This is a genomic window from Paraburkholderia sp. D1E (assembly GCF_052682275.1).
This window is the reverse complement of sequence record NZ_JBQYMB010000001.1, coordinates 5,013,504-5,037,420: the sequence shown is the minus strand read 5'-3', so window position 1 is coordinate 5,037,420 and position 23,917 is coordinate 5,013,504. Positions and strand designations below refer to the sequence as shown.

Sequence of the window (23,917 nt, the reverse complement as noted above, 5' to 3'; positions counted from 1 at the left end):
CCGCTCCGGCCGCACTGTTCATCGCTCCCCATGCTCGACAATCTGACTCAACGGATGGCGCGCGTCGTCAAGACGCTGCGCGGCGAAGCCCGGCTCACCGAGGCGAACACCCAGGAAATGCTGCGCGAGGTGCGCCTCGCGCTTCTCGAGGCGGACGTGGCGCTGCCCGTCGTGCGCGAGTTCATCGCCAAAGTGAAGGAAAAAGCGCTTGGCGAAGAGGTCATCAGCAGCTTGTCGCCGGGACAGGCGCTGGTCGGCGTGGTGCAGCGCGAGCTGACCGCGATCATCGGCGGCGACTATGAAGGCAAGGCGGTCGAGTTGAATCTCGCCGTCACGCCGCCGGCCGTCATCCTGATGGCGGGTCTGCAAGGCGCCGGTAAGACGACCACGGTCGGCAAGCTCGCCAAGCTCCTGCGCGAAAAGTACAAAAAGAAGGTCCTGACCGTTTCGTGCGACGTTTACCGCCCGGCCGCTATTGCGCAGTTGAAGATGGTGACCGAGCAGGTCGGCGCGGACTTCTTCCCGTCGGAGCCGGATCAGAAACCGGTGGATATCGCGCGCGCCGCGGTGGATTGGGCCAAGCGCCACTACCACGACGTGCTGCTGGTCGATACGGCCGGCCGTCTGGGTATCGACGAAGCGATGATGCAGGAAATCACCGCGTTGCACAGCGAACTGAAACCGGCGGAAACGCTGTTCGTCGTCGACGCGATGCTGGGTCAGGATGCGGTCAACACCGCGAAAGCCTTTAGCGACGCATTGCCGCTCACCGGCGTCGTCCTCACCAAGCTCGACGGCGATTCGCGTGGCGGTGCTGCGCTGTCCGTGCGTCACGTGACAGGCAAACCGATCAAATTCGTCGGCGTCGCCGAAAAGCTCGACGGGCTCGAAATTTTCTACCCGGATCGCATGGCGAACCGGATTCTCGGCATGGGCGACATTCTCGCCCTCGTCGAAGAAGCACAGAAGGGCGTCGACGTACAAGCCGCGCAGAAGCTAGCTGACAAGGTCAAGAAGGGCGGCGACTTCGACCTCAACGATTTCCGCGCGCAGCTAACGCAGATGAAGAGCATGGGCGGCCTGTCGTCGCTCATGGACAAACTGCCCGCGCAGTTCCAGCAGGCCGCGGCCGGCGCCAATATGGGCATGGCCGAATCGCAGATGCGCCGCATGGAAGGCATCATCAATTCCATGACGCCCCTGGAGCGCGCCAAGCCCGATCTGATCAAGGCCACCCGCAAGCGCCGCATTGCCGCCGGCGCAGGCGTGCAGGTGCAGGAAGTCAACCGCATGCTGAATCAGTACGACCAGATGCGCACGATGATGAAGAAGCTGAAGGGCGGCAATTTGCAGAAGATGATGCGCGGCATGAAGGGCATGATGCCCGGCATGCGCTAAGCTTTAGCAAAGACGGCGGCGCGCGTGCTTCTGTGCATGAACAAAGGCACGCGTGGCTGACTCCGGATTGGTGCGGGTTTATTCTGTACCGCACGCCGCCGTCCCCAAGGGGACTTCCTTCGGGGCGTTCTCACCCACACTATGTATACAGTTACCGCCCGTCAGACGTCATGAACCGCGAAGAAGCTCTCCACATTTTTAGCCACTCCGAAGAAATCGTTTCGGCCGACGACGTCAATGCGTCGATCAGCGGCATGGCTGCCGCCATCCGCAATGAGATGAGCGAGGACTTCCCGCTCGTGCTGTCGGTAATGGGCGGCGCGGCGGTGTTCACCGGCATGCTGCTGCCCCACCTCGATTTCCCGCTCGAGTTCGACTACATCCATCTGACCCGCTACCGCAACACCACCAAGGGCGGCAGCGAGATGCAGTGGCGCGTGGCGCCGGCTGAGTCGGTGAAGGATCGCGTCGTGCTGGTGCTCGACGACATCCTCGACGAAGGCGAAACGATGGCCGCGATCCGCGACCGCATTCTTGCGATGGGCGCGAAGCGTTTCCTGAGCGCGGTGCTGTGCGAGAAGATCATTCCGAAGGCGAAGCCGCTGCATCCGGATTACTGTGGCTTTGAAGTGCCGGACCGCTACGTGTTCGGTTGTGGAATGGACGCCAAGGGCTACTGGCGCAACCTGCCGACCATTCGGGCGTTGACCGAGGGTGCCTAAAGCCTGGTTGCTGTAACAGCGCCATTTGAGGCGCGGCGTCGACGTAAAAAAAGCGACCCACGGGCCGCTTTTTTGTTTATCAGGCTTGCTGATCGCACTGCTCCGCTGCCCTGTTGAATCCCGCACCAGATATCGCTCAAAGTTGATGCACGAAAGAGCGGATACCGCCGAGCATCATTTCGACTGAGATCGCCACCAGCACCAATCCCATCAGCCGTTCGAACGCCATCATGGTGCGCTCGCCAAGCCACGCCTGAATGCGCTCCGCCAGCATCAGCACGATCGCGCAGACAACCATCGTGACGGTCAGCGCACCGATCCATTCGTACATCTTGCCGGGCGCCTGTGATGTCAGCAGCATCACCGTAGCGAGCGCCGACGGGCCCGCCAGCGCAGGAATGGCCAGCGGCACGATGAGCGGCTCGCCACCCCGCGTGTCGCCACCGAACGGACCGTCTGGATGCGGGAACACCATTCTGAGCGCGATCAGAAACAACACGATCCCGCCACCGATGCGCAACGACTGATCGGTCAGGCTCATCATCCGCAGGAAGCCGTCGCCGACCACCATGAAGACCAGCAGGATCGCGAAGGCGATCGCCACCTCACGGAGAATGACGATCGTGCGCCGCTTCGGCGACACGCCCCGCAGGCAACTGATAAAGAGCGGAATGTTGCCGAGCGGGTCGGTGATCAGAATCAGCAGGATCGTCGCGGACAGGAAGGTGTACTCCACAGTCCGCTCCGCTTACTGCGCCAACGCGGCGCGAACTTTGCCAATCACGGTTTGCGCGGCGTCTTCGACCGGCAGCAGCGTCGCTTCAGCATCGCGGCGGCCTTGATACTCGAGCTTGCCGTCCTTGAGACCACGATCGCCGATCACCAGACGATGCGGCACACCGATCAGCTCCCAGTCGGCGAACATCACGCCCGGACGCTCACCACGGTCGTCGAGGATCACGTCGATGCCCGCTTCGACCAACTCCGCGTACAGCTTGTCGGCCTGTTCGCGCACAGCTTCGCTACGGTCATAACCCATCGGGCACAGCACGACTTCAAACGGCGCGATCGATTCCGGCCAGATGATGCCCTTGTCGTCGAAATTCTGTTCGATCGCCGCGCCCAGAATACGCGTGATGCCGATGCCATAGCAGCCCATTTCCATCTGCCGCGGCTTGCCGGTCTCGTCGAGACACATCGCGTTCATCGCTTCCGAATACTTTGTGCCGAGCTGGAACACGTGGCCGACCTCGATGCCACGGCAGATGTCGAGCACGCCCTTGCCGTCCGGCGACGGATCGCCCTTCTTCACATTGCGGATATCGGCGATGACCGGCTCCGGCAGATCGCGGCCCCAGTTCACGCCGGTGATGTGGTAATCCACCTCGTTCGCGCCAACCACGAAGTCGCTCATGTTCGCGACCGTGCGATCCGCAACGACCTTGACCGGCTTCTTCGTGTTGATCGGACCGAGGTAACCCGGCGGCGTGCCGAAGGTCTCGATGATCTCGGCCTCGGTGGCCATGCGGAATTCTGCGAGGCCCGGCAGCTTGCTCGCCTTGATCTCGTTCAGATCATGATCGCCACGCAGCATCAGCAACCAGATGGTCGGCTCCGCGCCTTCGTTTTCGGTGGCGAGGACGATCGACTTGATGGTGCGCTCGAGCGGAATGTTCAGCAGCTCGGCAACGGCTTCACACTTCGCCTTGCCCGGCGTTGCCGTCTTCTTCATTTCTTCGACCGGCGCCGCGCGTTCCTTGTAGAGCGGCAACGCTTCAGCCGCTTCGACGTTCGCTGCGAAATCCGAGGTCGGGCAATAGGCGATCGCGTCTTCGCCAGTGTCGGCGATCACGTGGAATTCATGTGAACCGCTGCCGCCGATCGAACCGTTGTCCGCTGCCACTGCACGGAAATCCAGACCAAGGCGCGTGAAGATACGCACGTACGCGTCGTACATCTTGCGATACGACTCGCGCAGGCCTTCCACGTCTTTGTCGAACGAGTAGGCGTCTTTCATGATGAACTCGCGGCCACGCATCAAGCCGAAACGCGGACGGATCTCGTCGCGGAACTTCGTCTGGATCTGGTAGAAGTTCACCGGCAATTGGCGATAGCTCTTGATCTGGCCGCGCGCGATGTCTGTTACCACTTCTTCGTGGGTCGGTCCGAACACGAAATCGGATTGTTTGCGATCCTTGAAGCGCAGCAGTTCGGGACCGTATTTTTCCCAACGGCCCGATTCCTGCCACAGCTCCGCCGGCTGCACCGACGGCATCAACAACTCGATCCCGCCTGCCCGGTTCATTTCTTCGCGCACGATGGCTTCCACCTTGCGAATCGAACGCAGGCCGACCGGCAGGTAGTTATAGATACCGCCGGCGACGCGGCGGATCATGCCGGCGCGCACCATGAGCTTGTGGCTGACGATCTCGGCGTCGGCGGGCGCTTCTTTCAGCGTGCCGATAAAGAAACGGGAAGCTTTCATTCAGATTTTCCAAAAGCGGCGGCTCCGGAGGGACCGCCCGAAAGGTGAAAACGGTGGGGAAACCGACACAGACCCGGCTTGGAGCCGGCACGGACTCGCCGAACACCCGGCCAAGGTCTGGCCAAGCCCCGGCAAACGCCCTGCACATACCAGGCAAAACCCGCGCAAAACCGGCCCGCCCGGGGCCCCGAAGCCACCGCGCAAAGCCTTTGCAGCAAGGGATAAGGCACGGAAAGACTGACAGGCTACCGCAAACGCGGGCCTTTTGCGGCGAATCGTTCCAATCTGGTGCGATTCGGTGCGTCGGGTCCGTTATCTGTTTATAATCAAAGCAATTTTAAAGGATTCGAAGGTGGTTGTATGCTGGATCGTGAAGGCTTTCGCCCGAACGTCGGCATCATCCTCTTGAACGCACACAACGAGGTGTTTTGGGGCAAACGGCTCCGTGAACATTCCTGGCAGTTTCCGCAAGGGGGCATCAAGTACGGAGAGACCCCCGTGCAAGCGATGTATCGGGAGTTACACGAAGAAACCGGGCTGCATCCTGAGCACGTCAAGGTGATTGGTCGCACGCGCGACTGGTTGCGTTACGAGGTGCCTGACAAGTTCATCAAGCGCGAAGTACGCGGTCATTACCGCGGCCAGAAACAAATCTGGTTTTTACTCCGGATGGTTGGACGCGATTGCGACATCTGCTTGCGCGCCACCGACCACCCTGAGTTCGATGCGTGGCGCTGGAACGAGTACTGGGTGCCACTCGACTGTGTGATCGAGTTCAAGCGGGATGTGTATCAGTTGGCGCTGACGGAGCTATCCCGTTTCATGCGCCGGGCTGCGCCGCGTGCGGAAAAACCTGGCGGGCACCATGGGCCGCGTTATCCCCGGATAGCGTCGTCAATGGAAAGTCCGCCGGATTCGACAATGATGACGGTCACCGCCTCGGTGACCACCCTCAGCATCGAAACGTCGATTCACACGACGATCGTGTCTGATTGCGGTCCGGGCTCCGGGGCGGTAGCCGAGGTTGGCTCCGCGTCGGAACGCGAAGACGAATCGGATCGCGAAACCGCCGGCTCGTTGTTCCGTCCTGGCGTACGCAATTAACAACTCTGTGCGGCTGTCCACGCCGCCTCTCTCTGGCGCGGCTCAATGAGCCGCGCCAGTGTTTCGAGGAAACCATATTGAAAGCACTTGCTCTCGTCGTGGCGTGCGTCGCCACCGGCGCCCTGCTGGCTGGTTGCGCCAGCAAACCCTCCAATAAAGACGACAGCGCGTTCGCCTACCTGCTGGACCGGCCGACCAACTGGGTGGAAAACAAAGTGGACACCTTGCCGCCACTGCCGCAAGACTCGAATCTTCTTCCTTTCGAGGTCTCCGGCAACACGCCGTTGCAGTTCGCGATCGATAGAAATTCGCTGAGCGTCGGCACCGACGGCGTGGTGCGTTACACCGTTGTCGTAACGAGCCCAAGCGGCGCGCGCAACGTGAACTACGAAGGAATTCGCTGCGACACGTATGAATGGCGCCAGTACGCGGGGCTGAACGCCGATCACGACGGCTGGGACCAAACCGTCGCCAACGACTTCAGGCGCATCGAGAACGGTGCGCTGAACGCCTATCAGGCAGCGCTGTATCAGGATTATTTCTGCGCGAACAAGATGCCCACGGCCACCGCGAAGCAGATTGTTGAGAACATCCGCTACAAGCGCACGCAGACTTCGCTGGTTCACTAAGCCAGTTTTCGCGGGCGTACTTCGAATCTGAAAAGCCGCCGCGGACGTGAAAAAGCCGTTCCAGCTCACACTGAAACGGCTTTTTTGTCTGTCGCATGTATCTTGCCGGGAAATCAGACCAGCACAAGATTGTCGCGGTGGATCACCTCAGGCTCCAGCATATAGCCGAGCACCGATTCAATCTCACCACTCGGACGCCGCTGGATCAGCTTGGTTTCCGCGCTGCTGTAGTTCGTCAGGCCACGCGCTACTTCACGGCCCGCCGCACTCAGGCAAGCGATTACTTCGCCGCGCGCAAACGCGCCTTGCACACCGACAATGCCGATCGGCAGCAAGCTCTTACCGCCTTCGGTCAGTTTTTCGACTGCACCGTCGTCGATCACCACGTGGCCGCGCACCTGCAGGTGATCGGCCATCCATTGCTTGCGCGCCGCGATGCGTGCCGTGCGCGCGATCAACTGCGTGCCGATCGCTTCGCCCGAGGCCAGCCGCGACAATACGTCCGCTTCACGTCCGCTCGCGATCACCGTATTGGCGCCGCTGTGCGCCGCGCGTTTGGCGGCGAGAATCTTGGTCAGCATGCCGCCACGGCCCAAGCTTGAACCCGCGCCACCCGCCATTGCTTCGAGCTCGGGCGCACCGGCATCGGCCTGCTGAACCAGCGTTGCGTTCGGGTCCTTGCGTGGGTCGGCGGTAAACAGCCCTTGCTGATCGGTGAGGATGACGAGCGCGTCGCCTTCGATCAGATTCGCGACCAATGCTCCCAGCGTGTCGTTGTCGCCGAACTTGATTTCGTCAGTAACGACTGTGTCGTTCTCGTTGATGATCGGCACGACGCCCAGACGCAGCAGCGTCAGTAACGTGGAGCGAGCGTTCAGATAGCGTTCGCGGTCGGCAAGATCGGCGTGAGTCAGCAGAATCTGCGCGGTCTGGATCGAATGCTCAGCAAAGCGGCTTTCGTAGACTTGCGCAAGGCCCATCTGACCAACAGCCGCGGCCGCCTGCAATTCGTCGATTTCGCGTGGCCGCTTGGTCCAGCCAAGCCGCTGCATGCCTTCGGCAATGGCGCCCGAACTAACCAGCACCACTTCCTTGCCTTGCGCGCGCAGTGCGGCAATCTGAGCGGCCCAGCGGCCGATTGCTGCATGATCGAGGCCGCGCCCGTCATTAGTGACGAGGCTCGAGCCGACTTTCACTACCAATCGCCGTGAATCTGCGATGACGGAACGCATTGTGCGCGGTCTCCCAAGATGACGCGTGATGCATGCCGGCAGCCCTCACGGACGCCGGCGCTCAGGCTTGCTATTACTGCGGGTCGACGCCGGAGTCGTCCGGAGCAGCGGCCGGTGCTTCCGGTTTCTCGCGGAAACGCACATCAGCGGCGAGATCTTCGGCTTCAGCTGCGCGCTGCGCGTCTGAATGCGCGGCGATGTGGTCATACACCGCGTAACAAAGACTCTCGCAACCCTGACCGGTCAGCGCCGAGATTTCGAACACCGGACCCTCCCAGCCGTAGCCTTCGATGAATGCCGACACGCGCGCTTCGCGCTCGTCTTCGGGCACCATATCAAGCTTGTTGAGCACCAGCCAGCGCGGCTTCTCATAGAGCAGTTCGTCGTACTTGCGCAGTTCGTTGACGATCGCCTTGGCTTCCGCAACCGGATCGACAGCTTCGTCGAACGGCGCCAGGTCAACGATATGCAGCAGCAGACCGGTACGCTGCAGGTGACGCAGAAACTGGTGACCGAGGCCGGCGCCTTCTGCCGCGCCTTCGATCAGGCCAGGAATGTCGGCAATCACGAAGCTGCGACTCGGCCCGACACGCACCACGCCGAGATTGGGCGCGAGCGTCGTGAACGGGTAATCCGCGATTTTCGGCCGCGCATTCGACACCGACGAGATGAAGGTCGACTTGCCGGCGTTCGGCATGCCGAGCAGACCGACGTCGGCCAGCACCTTCAATTCGAGGCGCACCATGCGGCGCTCGCCGGGCTTGCCGTCGGTTTTCTGACGCGGCGCACGGTTCGTGCTGGATTTGAAATGCAGGTTACCGAGACCGCCTGCGCCGCCTTGTGCGATCTGCACGCTCTGGTTGTGCTCGGTCAAATCGGCGATCAGCTCGCCGGTTTCCATATCGCTGATGGTCGTGCCGACCGGCATGCGCAGCGTGATATCGTCGCCACCCTTGCCGTAGCAGTCCGCGCCGCGGCCGTTTTCGCCGTTGCGCGCCAAATGTTTTTTCGCGTAGCGGTAGTCGATCAGCGTGTTGATGTTGCGGTCCGCGACCGCGATCACGCTGCCGCCCCGGCCGCCGTCGCCGCCATCCGGACCGCCGAACGGAACGAATTTCTCGCGGCGCATCGACGCGCTGCCATCCCCTCCGTCGCCGGCGATGACTTCAATCCTCGCTTCGTCAATGAACTTCATGCGTAACTCCGTCCCGTGATGTGCTGCTAGATGGTGCTGCTGGGTTGATGCTTTCAGATGTTGCTATTTTGCCGCGCCCGCCGTGCGGTGAGCAATCAGCCAAACGGCTAGCCTTGCCAGCGCATGGCAATCCGATCCACAGAATCGCCAATTTCAGCCAGCAAAAAGATGCTGCAATAAAAAAGGCCCCGCGAACTTCGCGGGGCCTTTTTCCGGTCCTGAAGCCCGTGCCTGATTAAACTCAGACTGCTGCCGGGACGACGTTGACCATGTGCTTCTTCGCTGCGCCCTTCGTCGAGAAATTGACGTGGCCGTCCGTCAGCGCGAACAAGGTGTGATCCTTGCCGATACCGACGTTTTCGCCCGGGTGCATGCGCGTGCCACGTTGGCGAACGATGATGCCGCCAGCGTTGATGGCCTGACCGCCGTAAACCTTGACGCCGAGACGCTTCGATTCAGAGTCGCGGCCGTTGCGGGATGATCCGCCTGCCTTTTTGTGTGCCATTTGATTTGCTCCTTAACCGTTGCGCTTACGCGTTGATCGCGTCGATGCGCAGTTCGGTATAGTTCTGGCGGTGGCCGCCATGCTTCTGGTAGTGCTTCCGGCGACGCATCTTGAAGATGGTCACTTTTGCGTGACGACCTTGCGACACGACGGTAGCCTTGACGGAAGCCCCACTGACCAGCGGCGTACCGAACTTAATCGATTCGCCTTCGCCCACTGCGAGAACCTGGTCGAGCGTGATTTCAGCGTCAATGTCTGCCGGTATCTGTTCTACTTTAAGTTTTTCGCCGACGGCAACTTTATACTGCTTGCCACCGGTTTTTATGACCGCGTACATTGAGAACCTCACTCTGTGTTCATTTTTCCCACGCACCGCGCGCGGAAACCCGTGATTATACATAGAGTTAGCTGCTCGGTCAAAACTCATTGAGAGGCGCCACGCGCACCGCCCGGGGCCTTGCCGTCCAGCCCCGGCAGCGGTCCGGCCGCTACCTCCGTCGTGCCGTGCCGCAGCCAGCGACCCGGAACTGTCGCGATTCGCCTTATAATTCGCGGCACTACCCAATTCAGCCATCATGTCGTCGACTGCCACCCCCTCCTCCAACGCCGCCAGCCTGCTTGCTCCGATCGCCGAAGACATGCAGCAGGTCAATCGCGTCATACGGCACCGTCTGGCATCCGAAGTGATGCTGATCAATCAGATCTCCGAGTACATCATCAGCGCCGGGGGCAAACGGCTGCGGCCCGCGCTGCTGCTGCTGGTGGCGGGTGCGCTGGGCGAAACCACCGGGCACCGGCACGAACTGGCCGCGGTAGTGGAATTCATCCACACGGCCACGCTGCTGCACGACGACGTGGTCGATGAATCCGATCTGCGGCGTGGCCGCCAGACTGCCAATGCGCTGTTCGGCAACGCCGCGAGCGTCCTGGTCGGCGACTTCCTGTACTCGCGCTCGTTCCAGATGATGGTCGGCGTGGGCAAGATGCGGGTGATGGAAATCCTGTCGGAGGCGACCAACATCATCTCCGAGGGCGAAGTCCTGCAACTGCTGAATATGCACGACGCCGACGTGGACGAAGCGCGCTACATGCAGGTCATCCGCTACAAAACCGCCAAGCTGTTCGAAGCTGCCGCCCAGCTCGGCGCGGTGCTGGCCGGTTCAGATGCAAAAACCGAAGCCGCCGCGGCGGAATTCGGCCGCCGCATCGGCACCGCGTTCCAGATCATGGACGACTGGCTCGACTACACGGGCACGGCTGAATCCATGGGCAAGAATGCCGGCGACGATCTGCGCGAAGGCAAGCCCACGCTCCCGTTGATCTATCTGATTGAACGCGGCACGCCGGAGCAGTCGGCGCTCGCGCGGGAAGCCATCGAGCAAGGCGGCACAGATCGTTTCGACACGATTTTCGAAGCGATCACGCGCTCCGGCGCACTAGACCACACACTCGAATGCGCGAAGCAGGAAGCTCTCGCCGCAGCTGCAGCAATTTCTTCATTTCCGGATTCCATTTTCAAAGATAGCCTGCTAGAATTATGTTCTTACTCGACGGCAAGACAGTCTTAAACGAGACTGAAACACCGTAGGAGTCCAGCAGTATGAATCGGGGTGTAGCTTAGCCTGGTAGAGCGCTACGTTCGGGACGTAGAGGCCGGAGGTTCGAATCCTCTCACCCCGACCAGATTTGCCTTGTTCGCTCAAGGCCCGAAAAACCGCCCAGCTTGCTTGGCGGTTTTTTTGTTTTGGGTCGCAGTTTTTTGCGCCTGGCCAGTGCCTTGCCGTTCCGTGTGATTTGCCTTAAGCGTCTTGGACCGTCCGCACAACCGGTTCGCACGGCCCCCTCTGCTATATTCTCTCCATCCTGTCCCCTATCCTTCGCTACGCGTGGAACAACTTCCCTTATGGGCGCAGATCGGCGCCATCTTTCTGCTGCTTATCTGCTCCAGCTTCTTTTCGATTTCCGAAACGGCGATGATGGCGATCAACCGCCATCGCCTGAAACATCTTGCCAATCAGAATGCGCTCGGCGCGAAGACTACTCAGGGTCTTCTGGCGCACACCGACCAACTGTTGAGCGTGGTCCTGATCGGCAACAATCTCTTCAACACGATCATTCCGGTGCTCACCACGTCGATCGCGCTGCATACGTTCGGCCGCAATAACGTCGTGCTGTCGATTGCGACCGGCATCGTCGCGTTTCTGATTATCGTGTTTGCGGAAATCACGCCGAAAATTGTCGGCGCGACGTTCCCGGAGAAGATCGCGCTGCCGGCCAGCCTGCTGATCGCACCGATGATGCGTATCGGCAAGCCGCTCGTCTGGTTCGTCAATCTGTTCGCGAACGCCATCTTGCGAGTGCTGCATATCAATACCAAAGGCGCGCACGATCAACGGCTTTCCACTGAAGAGTTGCGCACCATCGTGCTCGAATCAGGCAGCTTCATGCCGACCAAGCACCGCAGCATTCTGTTGAACCTGTTCGACCTCGAGAACATCTCTGTCGACGACGTGATGATCCCGCGCCGCCGCATTGAAGCACTCGACTTCGACGCGCCGTTCGAACAGATCCTGCATCAGCTGGAAACCTGTTACCACAACAAACTGATCGTCTATCAAGGCGACATCGACCGCGTGCTCGGCGTGCTGCACGTGCGCAAAACACTGGCTGCCCTGCATAACCAGGAACTGGAGCGCGAGACGCTGCGCGAATTGCTGGCCGAGCCGTATTTCGTGCCGACCGGTACACCGGTATTCCAGCAACTACAGTACTTCCAGGAGAGCCGTCACCGCACGGCGCTGGTTGTGAACGAATACGGCGAGTTGCAAGGGCTGGTCACGCCGGAAGACATCATCGAAGAGCTGATCGGTGAATTCACCACGTCGATTCCGCGTAGCGCCAATTCGCGCGGCGGCTGGAACGAGAGCGGCGAATGTATCGTTGCGGGCAGCATGCCGCTACGCGAGCTGAACCGCTGGCTGCATCTCACGCTGCCGACCGACGGACCGAAAACGCTCAACGGGCTGATTCTCGAGATCCTCGAAGAGATTCCCGATGGCGACGTGTGCGTGCAGATCGGCGAGATGAAACTCGAAGTGATGCGTAGCGACGACCAGGCGATTCGCACCGTCAAGCTGTTCAAACCACCCACTCGGGCGGGTGCGAAAGCCACCAAAACTGCACGCGGCTAAGACTTATGCGCTGCAGCATCGCATATAGACACGGCGCGCGCCATTAGCCGATCGGCTGAATGGTGGTGTGAGTGGCCTTACTGGATGATGGAGTCGTCGTGTTCTACAGGCGGCTCATCACCGGTCTCCCATGCAAGATTCTTTTCAACGCGCGGCGTCGTTGCGGCCTGTCGCTGTCGATAGCGAAAGCGCAGCCAAACCCAGGCACAACGCCTTCGCGGCCGACGCCAGCGTCAGTGCCAATCTCAACTCGAGTCTCTCCGATTCCGATAATGCGCCTGCCGTACGCCTGCTAACGGACACGTTGCAGGAGGCAACCCGCCGCAATGCATCGGACCTGCACATCGAACCCGCGGAGCATGGCTGGCGCGTGCGTTTGCGCATCGACGGCGTACTGCATGAAATCCCGCAGCCCCCGGCGCATCTGCGCGACGCGTTCATCACTCGCGTGAAGGTGCTCGCGCGCATGGATATCGCCGAGCGGCGCGTGCCGCAGGACGGGCGGCTGCGTATTGCCACCTCGCCCGGCCGCGTCGAAGACTATCGCGTCAACTCGCTGCCTACACTGTTCGGTGAAAAGCTGGTGTTGCGCAGGCTCGACGCACTGCCCACCGATCTTTCGCTCGACTCGCTCGGCCTCGATCCTCGACAACGTGAAGCAGTCGATACCGCGATTCGCGCACCGCACGGCCTCGTGCTCGTCACCGGCCCTACCGGTAGCGGCAAGACGCTGTCGCTGTACTGCTTCCTGCACATGCTCAACGATGAGGCGCGCAATCTGTGCTCGGTGGAGGATCCGGCGGAAATCCAATTGGCGGGTATCAATCAGGTGAGCGTGCGCGAAAAAGCCGGCCTGACATTCGCGATAGCGCTGCGTGCGTTTCTCCGCCAGGACCCCGATGTGATCATGGTTGGCGAGATCCGCGACGACGAAACCGCCGATGTTGCCGTGAAGGCCGCGCAGACCGGCCACCTCGTCCTGTCAACCTTGCACACGAATGACGCGCCTGCTGCCGTCGCGCGCCTGATCGACATCGGCGTCGAGCCATATAACCTGGCCGCCGCACTAAGGATGGTGACGGCACAACGGCTCGTGCGGCGGCTTTGCGTAGCGTGTCGCGTACCCGCGCCGCAATCGGCGGCGGCGCTGCGAGCAGCGGGCTTCGCCGCCGATCAGCTCGGCTGCTGGCAACCCTTTGGCGCCGCCGGTTGCGCTGCATGCCACGGCATCGGCTACCGGGGCCGGGTCGGGGTTCATCAGGTGATGCCTGTGTCCGACGCGATGCGCGAGTTGATCGTGGCGCGCGCAGGCACCCATGAACTGGCTCGGCTCGCGCAAACTGAACAGGTCGCCACCTTGCGCAACGCAGCCTTGGCGCGTGTGCGCGACGGCACTACAAGCCTCGCCGAAGCGCTGGCAACCACCGAGGTCGCATGAGCACCGCGACGATTCATCCACCGCCAGCGACCGAGATGCGTTTCAAATGGCGCGGCGTCAATAGTGACGGCATACGAAAAGCCGGTGCCCTCATTGCGCCGGACGTAAGCACCGCGCGAGCCATACTCAAGCGCGACAAACTATTCATCGTCGAACTCACGGCGCGCGGACCGGCCCCGCGTCCCCAAACCCGCACCACCGACGTCACCGTGTTCACCCGTCAACTTGCCAGTCTGCTACGCGCCGGTTTGCCGCTCGCACCTTCACTGGAACTGCTGGCACAAGCGCAGAGTTCGCGCCGGCAAGGCATGCCACGGATCGTCGGCGTGCTGGCACGCGATATCACGAGCGGCCTGCGCTTTTCGGCGGCATTGCAGCGGCATCCTGCACAGTTCAACGCATTCTATTGCCAGCTTGTCGAAGTCGGCGAGGCGGCGGGCGCGCTGGCGGCGATCCTCGCCCGTATCGCCGACGACCGCGAACGCGCTGCCGCACAGCGCGCCAAGGTCCGCGCGGCGCTGACCTATCCAGTCGCGATCCTGTTGCTTGCAGTCGCAATCACCGCGGCACTGCTGGTGTGGGTCGTACCGACCTTCAAGCAGATCTTCGACGGCTTCGGCGCGAAACTGCCCGCGCCGACGCAGTTCGTGCTGGCTTTGTCGGCAGGTGCCGCGCGATGGAGCATTCCCCTGATCATCATGATTTTCGCAGCAGGTTCGGCTGTGACGTTTCTGCAACGACGTTCCGAAGCGGCGCGCATCCGGCTCGCGCGCTTATCACTGACAATGCCGGTCGCCGGTCCATTGCTGCGCACCTTGTGCGCGGCGCGCTGGAGCCGCGCGCTCGGCACCTTGCTGTCGGCCGGCACACCGCTTGCAGACGCGTTTGATTCACTGACTCACGCCACCGGCAACGCTTTCTTTGATCGCGCCACCGTGGAAATTGCCGCCAGGCTGCGGCGCGGCGAACGGCTCGCCGCAGCCATGCGCGCGGCGCACTGCTTTCCGCAGGAGGTCGTGCAGCCGGTTGCGGTTGCCGAGGAGTCCGGAGCACTCGACACAATGCTGATCGATGTAGCCTCGCTCGCCGACCGTCAGGTAGACGAAAAGATCAGCACGCTCTCAAGCCTGTGCGAGCCGCTTGTCATTATCGTGCTGGGTACGCTGGTCGGCGGACTCGTGATCGCGATGTATCTTCCCATTATTCAACTCGGCAACGTGGTGTAGCATCGCAGCCGAATCCCACCCTTTATCTATGCAGGCCACCATTCCGCTCGTGTCAGATACTTCTTCCAGCCTGCTTTCGGACCTGCTGCCGGGCCACTTCGCGACCAGTCTCGGCCTCGCCTTTGGCAGCTTGCCCAGCGGTCTGCAGATCGCATTCGCGATCGTAGTCGGTCTGGTGATCGGCAGCTTCCTGAACGTGGTCGTGCACAGGGTGCCGATCATGCTGGAGCGTGCATGGCGCGAGGAGGTCAGCGAAGCCACCGAAGAACCGCTCGAAAACGACGGTTTGCCCGCCCGCTACAACCTGTGGGCGCCGCGTAGCGCGTGCCCTCACTGCGGCCATGTGCTCAGCGCGTGGGAGAACCTGCCGGTGCTGAGCTATCTGCTGTTGCGCGGACGCTGCTCCGCATGCAAGACACGCATAAGCCTGCGCTATCCGCTGCTCGAAATCACCTGCGCCGGCTTTGCGACAGGGGCACTCGCGCTGTACGGACCGACCGGCATGGCACTCGCCGCCTTCGGACTATGCGCCGCATTGCTTGCAATGAGCGCGATCGACATCGACACCCATCTGCTTCCTGACTCCATGACGCTGCCGCTTTTGTGGGCGGGCCTCATCGTCAACTTCAATGGTATGTTCGCAAGTCTCCACGATGCCGTGCTGGGCGCGATCTTCGGCTATCTGGTGCTGTGGGGCGTGCATTGGCTGTTCCGGCTGGTGCGTGGCGTTGAAGGTATGGGTTATGGTGACTTCAAACTGCTGGCTGCGCTTGGCGCCTGGCTCGGCTGGGCTGCGCTGCCGCAGATCGTGCTGATCGCAGCGGTCGCCGGTGCGGTGGTCGGTCTCGCGGCGACGTGGCGCGGCCGCATGCGCTTCGAGGAGCCGCTGCCATTCGGGCCATTTCTCGCAGCGGGCGGTGCTGTTACGCTATTTCTCGGCACACCGCTTTATCTGGCGTTGGGAGGCTAACGCATGTTTGCTGTGGGATTGACCGGCGGCATCGGCAGCGGCAAATCGACCGTGGCCGACCTGTTCGCCGCGCACGGCGTACCACTTGTCGACACGGACCTGATCGCGCACCGCATTACGGCGCCGCATGGGATTGCGATGCCGCAGATCGCCGCGGAGTTCGGCGACTCATTCGTGGCCGCAGACGGCTCGCTCGACCGCGCCCGCATGCGCACGCTGGTGTTCAGCGAGGACGGCGCGCGCAAACGCCTTGAAAGCATCACGCATCCGTTGATTCGCGCGGAGACCGAGCGCGAACAGCGTGAGGCGCAAGGGCCATACGTAATCGTCGTGGTACCGCTGCTCGTCGAGTCGGGGAACTGGAAGACTCGCGTGAATCGCGTGCTGACGGTCGATTGCAGCGTCGAGACCCAAATCTCGCGCGTGATGAGTCGCAACGGGTTCAGTCGTGAACAGGTGCTGGCAATCATCGCCCGCCAGGCAACGCGCGAAGCACGCCTCGCCGCGGCCGACGACGTAATCAACAATGACAACGTGCCGCTCGACGCGCTCAAGACGCACGTCGATGCACAGCACCGCGTCTATCTGTCGCTAGCGGGCGCGTGAAAACGCACGGAACGCGGTTTGCAGAGCGGCATCTCCGCCGGTGAGCGTTCGATGATGCACCCTGACCCGACACATGCGCGCCACGTAAGCACCGTATAAGCACCTCACGAACGGCACATGCAGTCATGCGCACCACGTCTCGTGCCCATCCGTTGAACTTTGCTGCGGCACACGAGCCGAAGCATGCAGAAAACCGTCCAAAACACGTGAAAAAAGTTGTGAATGGGCGCTGAAAAAGTGCGTGATTGCTAGGGTAGTCTCACGGCATTAGAATGTTCTGCATTCCTGTCACCGACCACGCCCGAGGCGAGCCCGCTTGATCCTTTACGAGTATCCCTTCAACGAGCGAATCCGGACGCTATTGCGCCTCGAAGATCTGTTCGAGCGCTTCACGTTCTTTCTGACCCAGGAAGACGCCAGGGAACATCACGTCGCACTGACAACATTGTTCGAAATCTCAGACGTTGCCGGTCGCGCGGATCTGAAGTCCGATCTGATGAAGGAACTCGAACGCCAACGGCAAACCCTGGCGCCGTTCCGGGGCAATCCGGGCATCGAGCAGAATGCGCTGGAGGCGGTGCTGGGAGAAATCGAGCAGACCCTGTCAGGGCTTTCACAGATGCAGGGCAAGACCGGCCAGCATCTGGCAGACAACGAGTGGCTCGCCAGCATCCGCAGCCGCGCGATCATCCCAGGTGGCACCTGCAAGTTCGATTTGCCTTCGTACTACGCGTGGCAGCAGATTCATCCGGATCAGCGCCGTCAGGACATCGCCAAATGGGTCACTCCGCTGCTGCCGTTGCGCGATGCGGCAACAATCGTGCTGCGCCTCGCGCGCGAATCCGGTCAGGCGTCCAAGGTCATGGCGATGCAAGGCAGCTATCAGCAGATGCTGTCAGGCCGCTCATACCAGTTGATGCAGGTACGGGTGACGCCTGAATTGCGGGTGATTCCAGAGGCCAGCGCTAACAAATACATGCTCTGGGTGCGGTTCACGGTGCAGGACGGCGATTTGCGGCCGCGCGCGGTGGATGTCGACGTGCCGTTCCAACTCACGCTTTGCAGCCTGTAAGCCAGCCTTTAACGGCCGTCTCGTAGAGACGAATCGCGGGGCCGCGCCTTTAAAGCGGCGAACAATGCCCCTATATTCATTACTTGTTCCGTTTCCGATCGACTGCCTGACCGTATGCCTACTGTCGTCAAATGCCCCACTTGTGGGAAGGATGTCCGCTGGACCCCTGAAAACCGCTTCCGCCCGTTCTGCTCAGACCGCTGCAAGCAGACCGACCTTGGCGCCTGGGCCGCTGAAAAGTACAAGATAGGCGGCACGGAGGAAGAAACGCCACCGGATGACTCGCCTGGTGAGGGTTACAACCCGCACTGAGCGCCAGTGCACTGCACAACTGTAGAGGCACGCAAAAGCGTGCTGCAGTCGCGCGAGGCGACGCCGCTCACGCAGCGCCGCTTGCAACCACTCGCCATTTTTCTAGTTTTTCTCGGCCGCGAGCCATTCCAGCACGGGAATCGTCGCCGGCAATAACGGTGAGACGTCAGCCGGCAGCATCTGCCAGACAAATGCCTGGCCTTCGCGGCCGTGCGGCTCGCCGGTCCACTCCGTCACCTTGCAGAAGAACAGCCGCACGTACGCATGCGGGTAATCGTGTTCGAGCGTGTGCCAAAGATGGCTCGCCCTGACGTCGATACCCAGTTCCTCGTGCAGTTCGCGGGCTAGTGCGGCCTCGACCGACTCGCCCGCCTCCAGCTTGCCGCCCGGAAACTCCCAGTACCCTTCGTACGGCTTGCCTGCCGGGCGCTGCGCCAGCAGATAACGTCCGTCCGGCTGAATCAGCACGCCAACGGCGACTTCAGTCACCGGGCGGCCTGCCGCGTTCTTCTGCGCGTCACTCATACGGGGGTCTTCCGGCCGGACCAGTCGCGAGCGAATTGCCATGCGACACGCCCGGAGCGCGAACCGCGCTCCAGCGCCCACACCAGTGCATCGCCGCGCGCCGCCTCGACTTCCGCGTCGTCGCAGCCGAAATGGCGCAGCCAGTGGCCGATGATCGACAGGTAGTCGTCCTGCTTGAACGGATAGAAACTGACCCATAACCCGAAGCGCTCGGACAGTGAGATCTTTTCTTCAACCAGTTCACCCGGATGAATCTCGCCGTCGGACGTGTGCTTGTACGTCTCGTTGTCGCTCATGTACTCCGGCAACAGATGGCGGCGGTTGGACGTTGCGTAAATCAGCACGTTGTCCGACTGCGCAGCGATCGAGCCGTCCAGCGCAACCTTCAGCGCTTTGTAGCCCGACTCACCGTCTTCGAACGACAGGTCGTCGCAGAACACCACAAAGCGCTCCGGCCGCTGCGCGATCAGATCGACGATGTCGCCGAGATCATGCAAATCGTCTTTATCCACTTCGATCAGGCGCAGGCCGTCTTTCGCATAGGCGTTCAGGCAAGCCTTGATCAGCGACGACTTGCCAGTGCCGCGCGCGCCCGTCAACAGCACGTTATTGGCCGGCTGCTTGTGTACGAATTGACGGGTGTTCTGCTCGATCAGGCCTTTCTGGCGATCGATGTTTTGCAGGTCGTCGAGCGTGATCGACGAGATGGCCGGAACCGGCTGCAAATAGCCGCGCCCCTGGCGCTTGCGCCAGCGAAAAGCAACCGCTGCCGACCAGTCGATCTCCGGTGCAGCGGGCGGAAGCATCGCTTCGAGGCGGACGAGCACGGCTTCGGCCCGGGTCAGAAACTGTTCGAGTTTGTCCATGGCTGTGAGGTAAGCGGCCAGATGCCGCGTAAAAACCCTAATTAGGAACCTGGTTACGAGCGATAGTCGGCGTTGATGCTCACGTAGTCGTGCGACAGATCGCAAGTCCAGATCGTGGCTTGCGCATTGCCGCGGCCGAGTACGACGCGAATGCCGATCTCGCTCTTCTTCATGACGCGCTGGCCGTCTTCCTCACGGTAGGCCGGATTGCGGCCGCCGGCAGTGGCGACCAGCACGTCGTCCAGATACAGATCGATCTTGCCGACGTCGAGATCGTCCACGCCGGCATAGCCGATGGCCGCGAGAATGCGGCCGAGATTCGGGTCCGATGCATAGAAGGCCGTCTTCACGAGCGGCGAATGGCCGATCGCGTACGCGATCTGGCGGCATTCGCCGACGCTCGAGCCGCCTTCGACATGCACGGTCATAAATTTGGTCGCGCCTTCGCCGTCGCGCACGATCAGTTGTGCGAGGGTTTGAGCGACTTCGGTCACCGCGTCGCGCAACGCTGCATAAGCGGGCGAATCGGTGGACGTGACCGCCGGCAGGCTCGATTTGCCCGAGGCGATCAGGATGAAAGAATCGTTGGTCGACGTATCCCCGTCGATCGTGATGCAGTTGAACGAGCGATCCGCCACGTGCTTGACCAGTGCGTCGAGCACCGGTTGCGCGACGGCAGCGTCGAACGCGAGGAAGCCGAGCATGGTCGCCATGTTCGGCTTGATCATGCCGGCGCCCTTGCTGATGCCGGTGAGCGTGACGGTGTGGCCGTCGATTGTGACCTGGCGCGAGGTGGCTTTCGGCAGCGTGTCCGTGGTCATGATCGCCTGGGCGGCGTCGTACCAGTTGGCTTCCTTGCGGTTCGCCAGTGCAGCCGGCAGACCTGCCTTCAAACGATCGACCGGCAACGGCTCCAGAATTACGCCTGTTGAGAACGGCAAAACCTGTTCCGGCGTGATGTCCGCGAGACGCGCGAGTTCGGCGCAGGTTTCGCGCGCAGCCACGAGACCCAGCTCACCGGTGCCTGCGTTTGCATTACCGGTGTTGATCACCAGCGCGCGAATCGGCTTGCCGCCGGCGCGTACGCGCTCCAGATTCTCGCGGCACACCGTCACGGGCGCCGCACAAAAGCGGTTCTGCGTAAACACACCGCCGACCGTTGCGCCTTCGCCGACGGAAATTACGCGCACGTCCTTGCGGTTCGGTTTGCGGATATTCGCCTCCGCCCAGCCTAGCGTGACGCCAGCGATGGGACGGAGTTGAGCGGGATCGATCGAGGGGAAATTGACAGCCATGGTCGCGACCTGTCGAAGAAAATGCCGGCAGGCGCCGGCATCGAGGGATCGAAAACTGATGGTTCGGGCGTGTTGCCGAACCATCGCGAAATCACCAGCAAAGCACCGTGTAAAACGAAACGGCGCGCTCGGAGCGCGCCGCTTTCGGCATTACGCGATCTTGCCGTGGCACTGCTTGTACTTCTTGCCGCTACCGCACGGGCACGGGTCGTTGCGGCCGACCTTCGGCACGCTGTCCGCGCTCGGGTCCGACGCGAGGGCTTGCGAGGAGCCGTGGCTCATCGCGTCGCCGATCATTGCGGCGGTAGCCGCTTCCGCGGCGGCAGGCGCTGCTGCTGCCGCTTCGGCAAATTCGGCATGACGGAACTCGACGTTCTCGAGGTGGCTGCCCTGCTCTTCGTACTGCTCGGCAGCCTGTTCCAGCTGTTCCGGCGACTGGATCTGCACGTTCATCACCACGCGGGTAACTTCGAGCTTCACGGCGTCGAGCATCGCAGCGAACAGTTCGAACGCCTCGCGCTTGTATTCCTGCTTCGGATTCTTCTGCGCGTAACCGCGCAGATGGATGCCTTGGCGCAGGTGATCGAGCGCGGCCAGATGTTCGCGCCAGCTGCGGTCCAGCGTTTGCAGCATGATCGAACGTTCGAACGCGCTAAACGATTCGCGGCCGACCTGTTCGACCTTCGATTCGTACGCTTCGTCCGCGGCGGCTTCAACAGCTTCGAGGATCTCGTCCACGCTGATCGAGTTCGACTCGTTGATCATTTCCTGGATCGCGAGGTCGAGCTGCCATTCGTTGCGCAGCACTTCTTCCAGCTCGGGCACGTCCCACTGCTCTTCAATGCTGCCGGCCGGCACAAACTGGTGAACGATATCGGCGATCACGCCATGACGCATGGCGCCGATGGTTTCGGTGATGTCGTTCGCTTCGAGCAATTCATTGCGCTGCTGATAGATCACCTTGCGCTGATCGTTCGACACATCGTCGTATTCGAGCAATTGCTTGCGAACGTCGAAGTTGCGCGCTTCAACCTTGCGCTGCGCCGATTCGATCGAACGCGACACGATGCCCGCCTCGATCGCCTCGCCTTCCGGCATTTTCAGGCGGTCCATGATCGCGCGCACGCGATCGCCCGCGAAAATGCGCAGCAGTGGATCTTCCAGCGACAGATAGAAGCGTGACGAACCCGGGTCGCCCTGACGGCCGGCACGGCCGCGCAGCTGGTTATCGATCCGGCGCGATTCGTGACGTTCGGTGCCGATGATGTGCAGACCGCCCGCGGCCTTCACCTGGTCGTGCAGCGCCTGCCATTCGTCGTGCAGCTTCTGGATACGAGTCTGCTTTTCAGCGTCGGAAAGCGTTTCATCCAACTCGAGGAACGACGCCTGCTTTTCGGCATTGCCGCCGAGCACGATGTCGGTACCGCGACCGGCCATGTTCGTGGCGATCGTGACCCGCTTCGGACGGCCGGCTTCGGCGACGATCTCAGCTTCACGCGCGTGCTGCTTGGCGTTCAGCACTTCGTGCGGCAACCCGGCCTGCTTCAGCAAATGCGACAGCAGTTCCGAGTTTTCGATCGACGTCGTACCGACCAGCACCGGCTGACCACGCTCATAGCAATCGCGAATGTCGCGAATCACCGCGTCGTAGCGTTCCTTGGCGGTCTTGTAGATCTGATCCTGCTTGTCGAGCCTCTTCGGCGGACGATTGGTCGGGATCACAACCGTTTCGAGACCGTAGATCTCGTTGAATTCGTACGCTTCGGTATCGGCCGTGCCGGTCATGCCGGACAGCTTCGCGTACATACGGAAGTAGTTCTGGAACGTGATCGACGCGAGCGTCTGGTTCTCGCTCTGGATCTTGACGTGTTCTTTCGCCTCAACCGCCTGGTGCAGGCCATCCGACCAGCGGCGGCCCGACATCAGACGGCCGGTGAATTCGTCGACGATCACGACTTCGCCGTTCTGCACGACGTAGTGCTGATCCTTGAAGAACAGCGTGTGCGCGCGCAGTGCGGCATACACGTGGTGCATCAGCGTGATGTTCTGCGGCGCATACAGGCTTTCGCCGTCACCGATCAGGCCCCATTCGCCGAGCAGGCGCTCGGCCTTTTCGTGGCCCGATTCCGTCAGGAAAACCTGGCGGCCTTTCTCGTCCAGCGTGTAGTCGCCCGGCTTTTCGACGCCGGTGCCGTCCGCCTTCTCTTCACCGATCTGGCGTTCGAGCAGCGGCGGCAGCGCATTCATGCGCACGTAGAGTTCGGTGTGATCTTCGGCCTGGCCGGAGATGATCAGCGGGGTGCGGGCTTCGTCGATCAGGATCGAGTCGACCTCGTCGACCACCGCGAAATTCAGGGCTCGCTGCACGCGCGCGTCGGTCTCGTAGACCATGTTGTCGCGCAGGTAATCGAAGCCGAATTCGTTGTTGGTGCCGTAGGTAATGTCAGCGGCGTACGCTTCCTGCTTCGCGCCATGATCCATCTGCGACAGATTAATGCCGACCGACAGACCGAGGAAGTTGTACAGACGCGCCATCCATTCCGCGTCGCGCTGAGCCAGGTAGTCGTTGACCGTGACGACGTGCACGCCGCGGCCGGACAGCGCATTCAGGTACACCGGCAACGTAGCGACGAGCGTCTTGCCTTCGCCGGTACGCATTTCGCCGATCTTGCCGTAGTGCAGGACCATGCCGCCGATCAGCTGAACGTCGAAGTGGCGCATTTTCAGCACCCGCTTGCTGGCCTCGCGGCACACCGCGAAGGCTTCCGGCAGGAGCTTGTCGAGCGACTCGCCACTCGCGACACGCTGGCGGAATTCACCCGTTTTGGCGCGCAGTTGGTCGTCCGTCAATTGCTCGATCTGCGGCTCGAGCGCATTGATCGCCGTGACGGTCTTTTGATATTGCTTGACTAGCCGCTGGTTGCGGCTGCCAAAAATCTTCTGTAGAAAACCGGTGGTCATCGGATCGGTGTCTGCGTCGCGGCTTCGGCTGGTTCGCGGCGTGCGGTTCATGCACGTGCGCTCCGGGGTCGGAAGGGCCTCGGCGGCTTAGTCCAAGAGTGAATTCGAATCGGGCATTTTAGCACGCGCCCCCGCCCGCGCCTGTGTCAGCAGCGCGACGGCGGCAAGGCACAGAAAGCCCGCCG

At 61.6% G+C, this 23,917-nt stretch carries 22 protein-coding genes and 1 tRNA gene; 13 read left to right on the top strand and 10 right to left on the bottom strand.

Annotated elements, in window-relative coordinates; genetic code table 11:
• Window positions 1–30: 30 nt before the first annotated feature.
• The gene (gene ffh / locus ACUN0E_RS22575) at window positions 31–1,398 is read left to right on the top strand and encodes a signal recognition particle protein (RefSeq protein WP_408231242.1); all 1,368 of its coding nucleotides are present in this window, start codon (window positions 31–33) and stop codon (window positions 1,396–1,398) included.
• A 170-nt stretch (window positions 1,399–1,568) separates the two neighbouring features.
• The gene (locus ACUN0E_RS22570) at window positions 1,569–2,120 is read left to right on the top strand and encodes a hypoxanthine-guanine phosphoribosyltransferase (RefSeq protein ID WP_408231239.1); all 552 of its coding nucleotides are present in this window, start codon (window positions 1,569–1,571) and stop codon (window positions 2,118–2,120) included.
• Window positions 2,121–2,256: 136 nt separating this feature from the next.
• Here the strand turns inward: ACUN0E_RS22570 and ACUN0E_RS22565 are convergent, their stop codons facing one another.
• Together ACUN0E_RS22565 and ACUN0E_RS22560 are read right to left on the bottom strand one after the other, a co-directional pair.
• Window positions 2,257–2,856: a MarC family protein gene (locus ACUN0E_RS22565; RefSeq protein ID WP_408231236.1), complete on the bottom strand. Its 600-nt coding sequence runs from the start codon at window positions 2,854–2,856 to the stop codon at window positions 2,257–2,259.
• Between the two features lie 12 nt (window positions 2,857–2,868).
• Window positions 2,869–4,605 carry a proline--tRNA ligase gene (locus ACUN0E_RS22560; protein ID WP_445567995.1) on the bottom strand — a complete coding sequence of 579 codons (1,737 nt, stop codon included), beginning with the start codon at window positions 4,603–4,605 and terminating at the stop codon, window positions 2,869–2,871.
• Window positions 4,606–4,965: 360 nt separating this feature from the next.
• Here ACUN0E_RS22560 and ACUN0E_RS22555 point away from each other — a divergent pair, with 360 nt between their 5' ends.
• Both ACUN0E_RS22555 and ACUN0E_RS22550 read left to right on the top strand, forming a co-directional pair.
• Entirely contained in the window at window positions 4,966–5,709 is a 744-nt protein-coding gene (locus ACUN0E_RS22555; RefSeq protein WP_408231230.1) for an RNA pyrophosphohydrolase, read from the top strand.
• Between the two features lie 77 nt (window positions 5,710–5,786).
• Window positions 5,787–6,338 carry a CNP1-like family protein gene (locus ACUN0E_RS22550; protein ID WP_408231227.1) on the top strand — a complete coding sequence of 184 codons (552 nt, stop codon included), beginning with the start codon at window positions 5,787–5,789 and terminating at the stop codon, window positions 6,336–6,338.
• A 113-nt stretch (window positions 6,339–6,451) separates the two neighbouring features.
• Here ACUN0E_RS22550 and proB read toward each other — a convergent pair whose 3' ends face one another.
• From proB to rplU, 4 genes are all read right to left on the bottom strand, one after another.
• Complete coding sequence (gene proB / locus ACUN0E_RS22545; RefSeq protein WP_408231224.1) at window positions 6,452–7,570, bottom strand: glutamate 5-kinase; 1,119 nt, start codon at window positions 7,568–7,570, stop codon at window positions 6,452–6,454.
• A 73-nt stretch (window positions 7,571–7,643) separates the two neighbouring features.
• Window positions 7,644–8,765 (bottom strand): Obg family GTPase CgtA, encoded by a 1,122-nt coding sequence (gene cgtA / locus ACUN0E_RS22540; protein ID WP_445567994.1) that lies wholly within the window; start codon window positions 8,763–8,765, stop codon window positions 7,644–7,646.
• Window positions 8,766–9,006: 241 nt separating this feature from the next.
• Window positions 9,007–9,270 (bottom strand): 50S ribosomal protein L27, encoded by a 264-nt coding sequence (rpmA, locus tag ACUN0E_RS22535; RefSeq protein WP_007180330.1) that lies wholly within the window; start codon window positions 9,268–9,270, stop codon window positions 9,007–9,009.
• A 25-nt stretch (window positions 9,271–9,295) separates the two neighbouring features.
• Window positions 9,296–9,607, bottom strand: a complete 312-nt coding sequence (gene rplU, locus ACUN0E_RS22530) for a 50S ribosomal protein L21 (RefSeq protein WP_007180329.1) — start codon at window positions 9,605–9,607, stop codon at window positions 9,296–9,298.
• Between the two features lie 238 nt (window positions 9,608–9,845).
• Here rplU and ACUN0E_RS22525 point away from each other — a divergent pair, with 238 nt between their 5' ends.
• From ACUN0E_RS22525 to ACUN0E_RS22485, 9 genes are all read left to right on the top strand, one after another.
• Entirely contained in the window at window positions 9,846–10,838 is a 993-nt protein-coding gene (locus ACUN0E_RS22525) for a polyprenyl synthetase family protein (protein ID WP_408231218.1), read from the top strand.
• A gap of 38 nt (window positions 10,839–10,876) precedes the next feature.
• Window positions 10,877–10,953: transfer RNA gene (locus ACUN0E_RS22520), tRNA-Pro, on the top strand.
• 203 nt (window positions 10,954–11,156) lie between these two features.
• Complete coding sequence (locus ACUN0E_RS22515) at window positions 11,157–12,461, top strand: HlyC/CorC family transporter (protein ID WP_408510459.1); 1,305 nt, start codon at window positions 11,157–11,159, stop codon at window positions 12,459–12,461.
• A gap of 130 nt (window positions 12,462–12,591) precedes the next feature.
• Entirely contained in the window at window positions 12,592–13,899 is a 1,308-nt protein-coding gene (locus ACUN0E_RS22510; protein WP_445567993.1) for a GspE/PulE family protein, read from the top strand.
• Window positions 13,896–15,125: a type II secretion system F family protein gene (locus ACUN0E_RS22505; RefSeq protein WP_445567992.1), complete on the top strand. Its 1,230-nt coding sequence runs from the start codon at window positions 13,896–13,898 to the stop codon at window positions 15,123–15,125. The genes ACUN0E_RS22510 and ACUN0E_RS22505 overlap by 4 nt, the downstream gene beginning before the upstream one ends.
• Before the next feature lie 28 nt (window positions 15,126–15,153).
• On the top strand, window positions 15,154–16,095 hold the full coding sequence (locus ACUN0E_RS22500; RefSeq protein WP_445567991.1) for a prepilin peptidase: 942 nt from the start codon (window positions 15,154–15,156) through the stop codon (window positions 16,093–16,095).
• Between the two features lie 3 nt (window positions 16,096–16,098).
• On the top strand, window positions 16,099–16,701 hold the full coding sequence (gene coaE, locus ACUN0E_RS22495; protein WP_445567990.1) for a dephospho-CoA kinase: 603 nt from the start codon (window positions 16,099–16,101) through the stop codon (window positions 16,699–16,701).
• Between the two features lie 316 nt (window positions 16,702–17,017).
• Complete coding sequence (gene zapD, locus ACUN0E_RS22490; protein WP_325046545.1) at window positions 17,018–17,773, top strand: cell division protein ZapD; 756 nt, start codon at window positions 17,018–17,020, stop codon at window positions 17,771–17,773.
• A 114-nt stretch (window positions 17,774–17,887) separates the two neighbouring features.
• Complete coding sequence (locus ACUN0E_RS22485; RefSeq protein WP_445567989.1) at window positions 17,888–18,085, top strand: DNA gyrase inhibitor YacG; 198 nt, start codon at window positions 17,888–17,890, stop codon at window positions 18,083–18,085.
• 102 nt (window positions 18,086–18,187) lie between these two features.
• Here the strand turns inward: ACUN0E_RS22485 and ACUN0E_RS22480 are convergent, their stop codons facing one another.
• From ACUN0E_RS22480 to secA, 4 genes are all read right to left on the bottom strand, one after another.
• The gene (locus tag ACUN0E_RS22480; protein WP_325046547.1) at window positions 18,188–18,610 is read right to left on the bottom strand and encodes an NUDIX domain-containing protein; all 423 of its coding nucleotides are present in this window, start codon (window positions 18,608–18,610) and stop codon (window positions 18,188–18,190) included.
• Complete coding sequence (locus ACUN0E_RS22475; protein WP_408231197.1) at window positions 18,607–19,476, bottom strand: ATP-binding protein; 870 nt, start codon at window positions 19,474–19,476, stop codon at window positions 18,607–18,609. The genes ACUN0E_RS22480 and ACUN0E_RS22475 overlap by 4 nt, the downstream gene beginning before the upstream one ends.
• A 53-nt stretch (window positions 19,477–19,529) precedes the next feature.
• Window positions 19,530–20,771: a bifunctional glutamate N-acetyltransferase/amino-acid acetyltransferase ArgJ gene (gene argJ, locus ACUN0E_RS22470; protein ID WP_445567988.1), complete on the bottom strand. Its 1,242-nt coding sequence runs from the start codon at window positions 20,769–20,771 to the stop codon at window positions 19,530–19,532.
• Window positions 20,772–20,921: 150 nt separating this feature from the next.
• Entirely contained in the window at window positions 20,922–23,732 is a 2,811-nt protein-coding gene (gene secA, locus ACUN0E_RS22465) for a preprotein translocase subunit SecA (RefSeq protein WP_445570503.1), read from the bottom strand.
• Window positions 23,733–23,917 lie beyond the last annotated feature (185 nt).

Coding starts and splice junctions, on each gene's coding strand:
- ffh (WP_408231242.1), top strand. CDS start 31: ATGCTCGACAATCTGACTCAACGGATGGCGCGCGTCGTCAAGACGCTG.
- ACUN0E_RS22570 (WP_408231239.1), top strand. CDS start 1,569: ATGAACCGCGAAGAAGCTCTCCACATTTTTAGCCACTCCGAAGAAATC.
- ACUN0E_RS22560 (WP_445567995.1), bottom strand. CDS start 4,605: ATGAAAGCTTCCCGTTTCTTTATCGGCACGCTGAAAGAAGCGCCCGCC.
- ACUN0E_RS22555 (WP_408231230.1), top strand. CDS start 4,966: ATGCTGGATCGTGAAGGCTTTCGCCCGAACGTCGGCATCATCCTCTTG.
- proB (WP_408231224.1), bottom strand. CDS start 7,570: ATGCGTTCCGTCATCGCAGATTCACGGCGATTGGTAGTGAAAGTCGGC.
- cgtA (WP_445567994.1), bottom strand. CDS start 8,765: ATGAAGTTCATTGACGAAGCGAGGATTGAAGTCATCGCCGGCGACGGA.
- rpmA (WP_007180330.1), bottom strand. CDS start 9,270: ATGGCACACAAAAAGGCAGGCGGATCATCCCGCAACGGCCGCGACTCT.
- rplU (WP_007180329.1), bottom strand. CDS start 9,607: ATGTACGCGGTCATAAAAACCGGTGGCAAGCAGTATAAAGTTGCCGTC.
- ACUN0E_RS22525 (WP_408231218.1), top strand. CDS start 9,846: ATGTCGTCGACTGCCACCCCCTCCTCCAACGCCGCCAGCCTGCTTGCT.
- ACUN0E_RS22510 (WP_445567993.1), top strand. CDS start 12,592: ATGCAAGATTCTTTTCAACGCGCGGCGTCGTTGCGGCCTGTCGCTGTC.
- ACUN0E_RS22505 (WP_445567992.1), top strand. CDS start 13,896: ATGAGCACCGCGACGATTCATCCACCGCCAGCGACCGAGATGCGTTTC.
- ACUN0E_RS22500 (WP_445567991.1), top strand. CDS start 15,154: ATGCAGGCCACCATTCCGCTCGTGTCAGATACTTCTTCCAGCCTGCTT.
- coaE (WP_445567990.1), top strand. CDS start 16,099: ATGTTTGCTGTGGGATTGACCGGCGGCATCGGCAGCGGCAAATCGACC.
- ACUN0E_RS22485 (WP_445567989.1), top strand. CDS start 17,888: ATGCCTACTGTCGTCAAATGCCCCACTTGTGGGAAGGATGTCCGCTGG.
- ACUN0E_RS22480 (WP_325046547.1), bottom strand. CDS start 18,610: ATGAGTGACGCGCAGAAGAACGCGGCAGGCCGCCCGGTGACTGAAGTC.
- ACUN0E_RS22475 (WP_408231197.1), bottom strand. CDS start 19,476: ATGGACAAACTCGAACAGTTTCTGACCCGGGCCGAAGCCGTGCTCGTC.
- argJ (WP_445567988.1), bottom strand. CDS start 20,771: ATGGCTGTCAATTTCCCCTCGATCGATCCCGCTCAACTCCGTCCCATC.
- secA (WP_445570503.1), bottom strand. CDS start 23,732: ATGACCACCGGTTTTCTACAGAAGATTTTTGGCAGCCGCAACCAGCGG.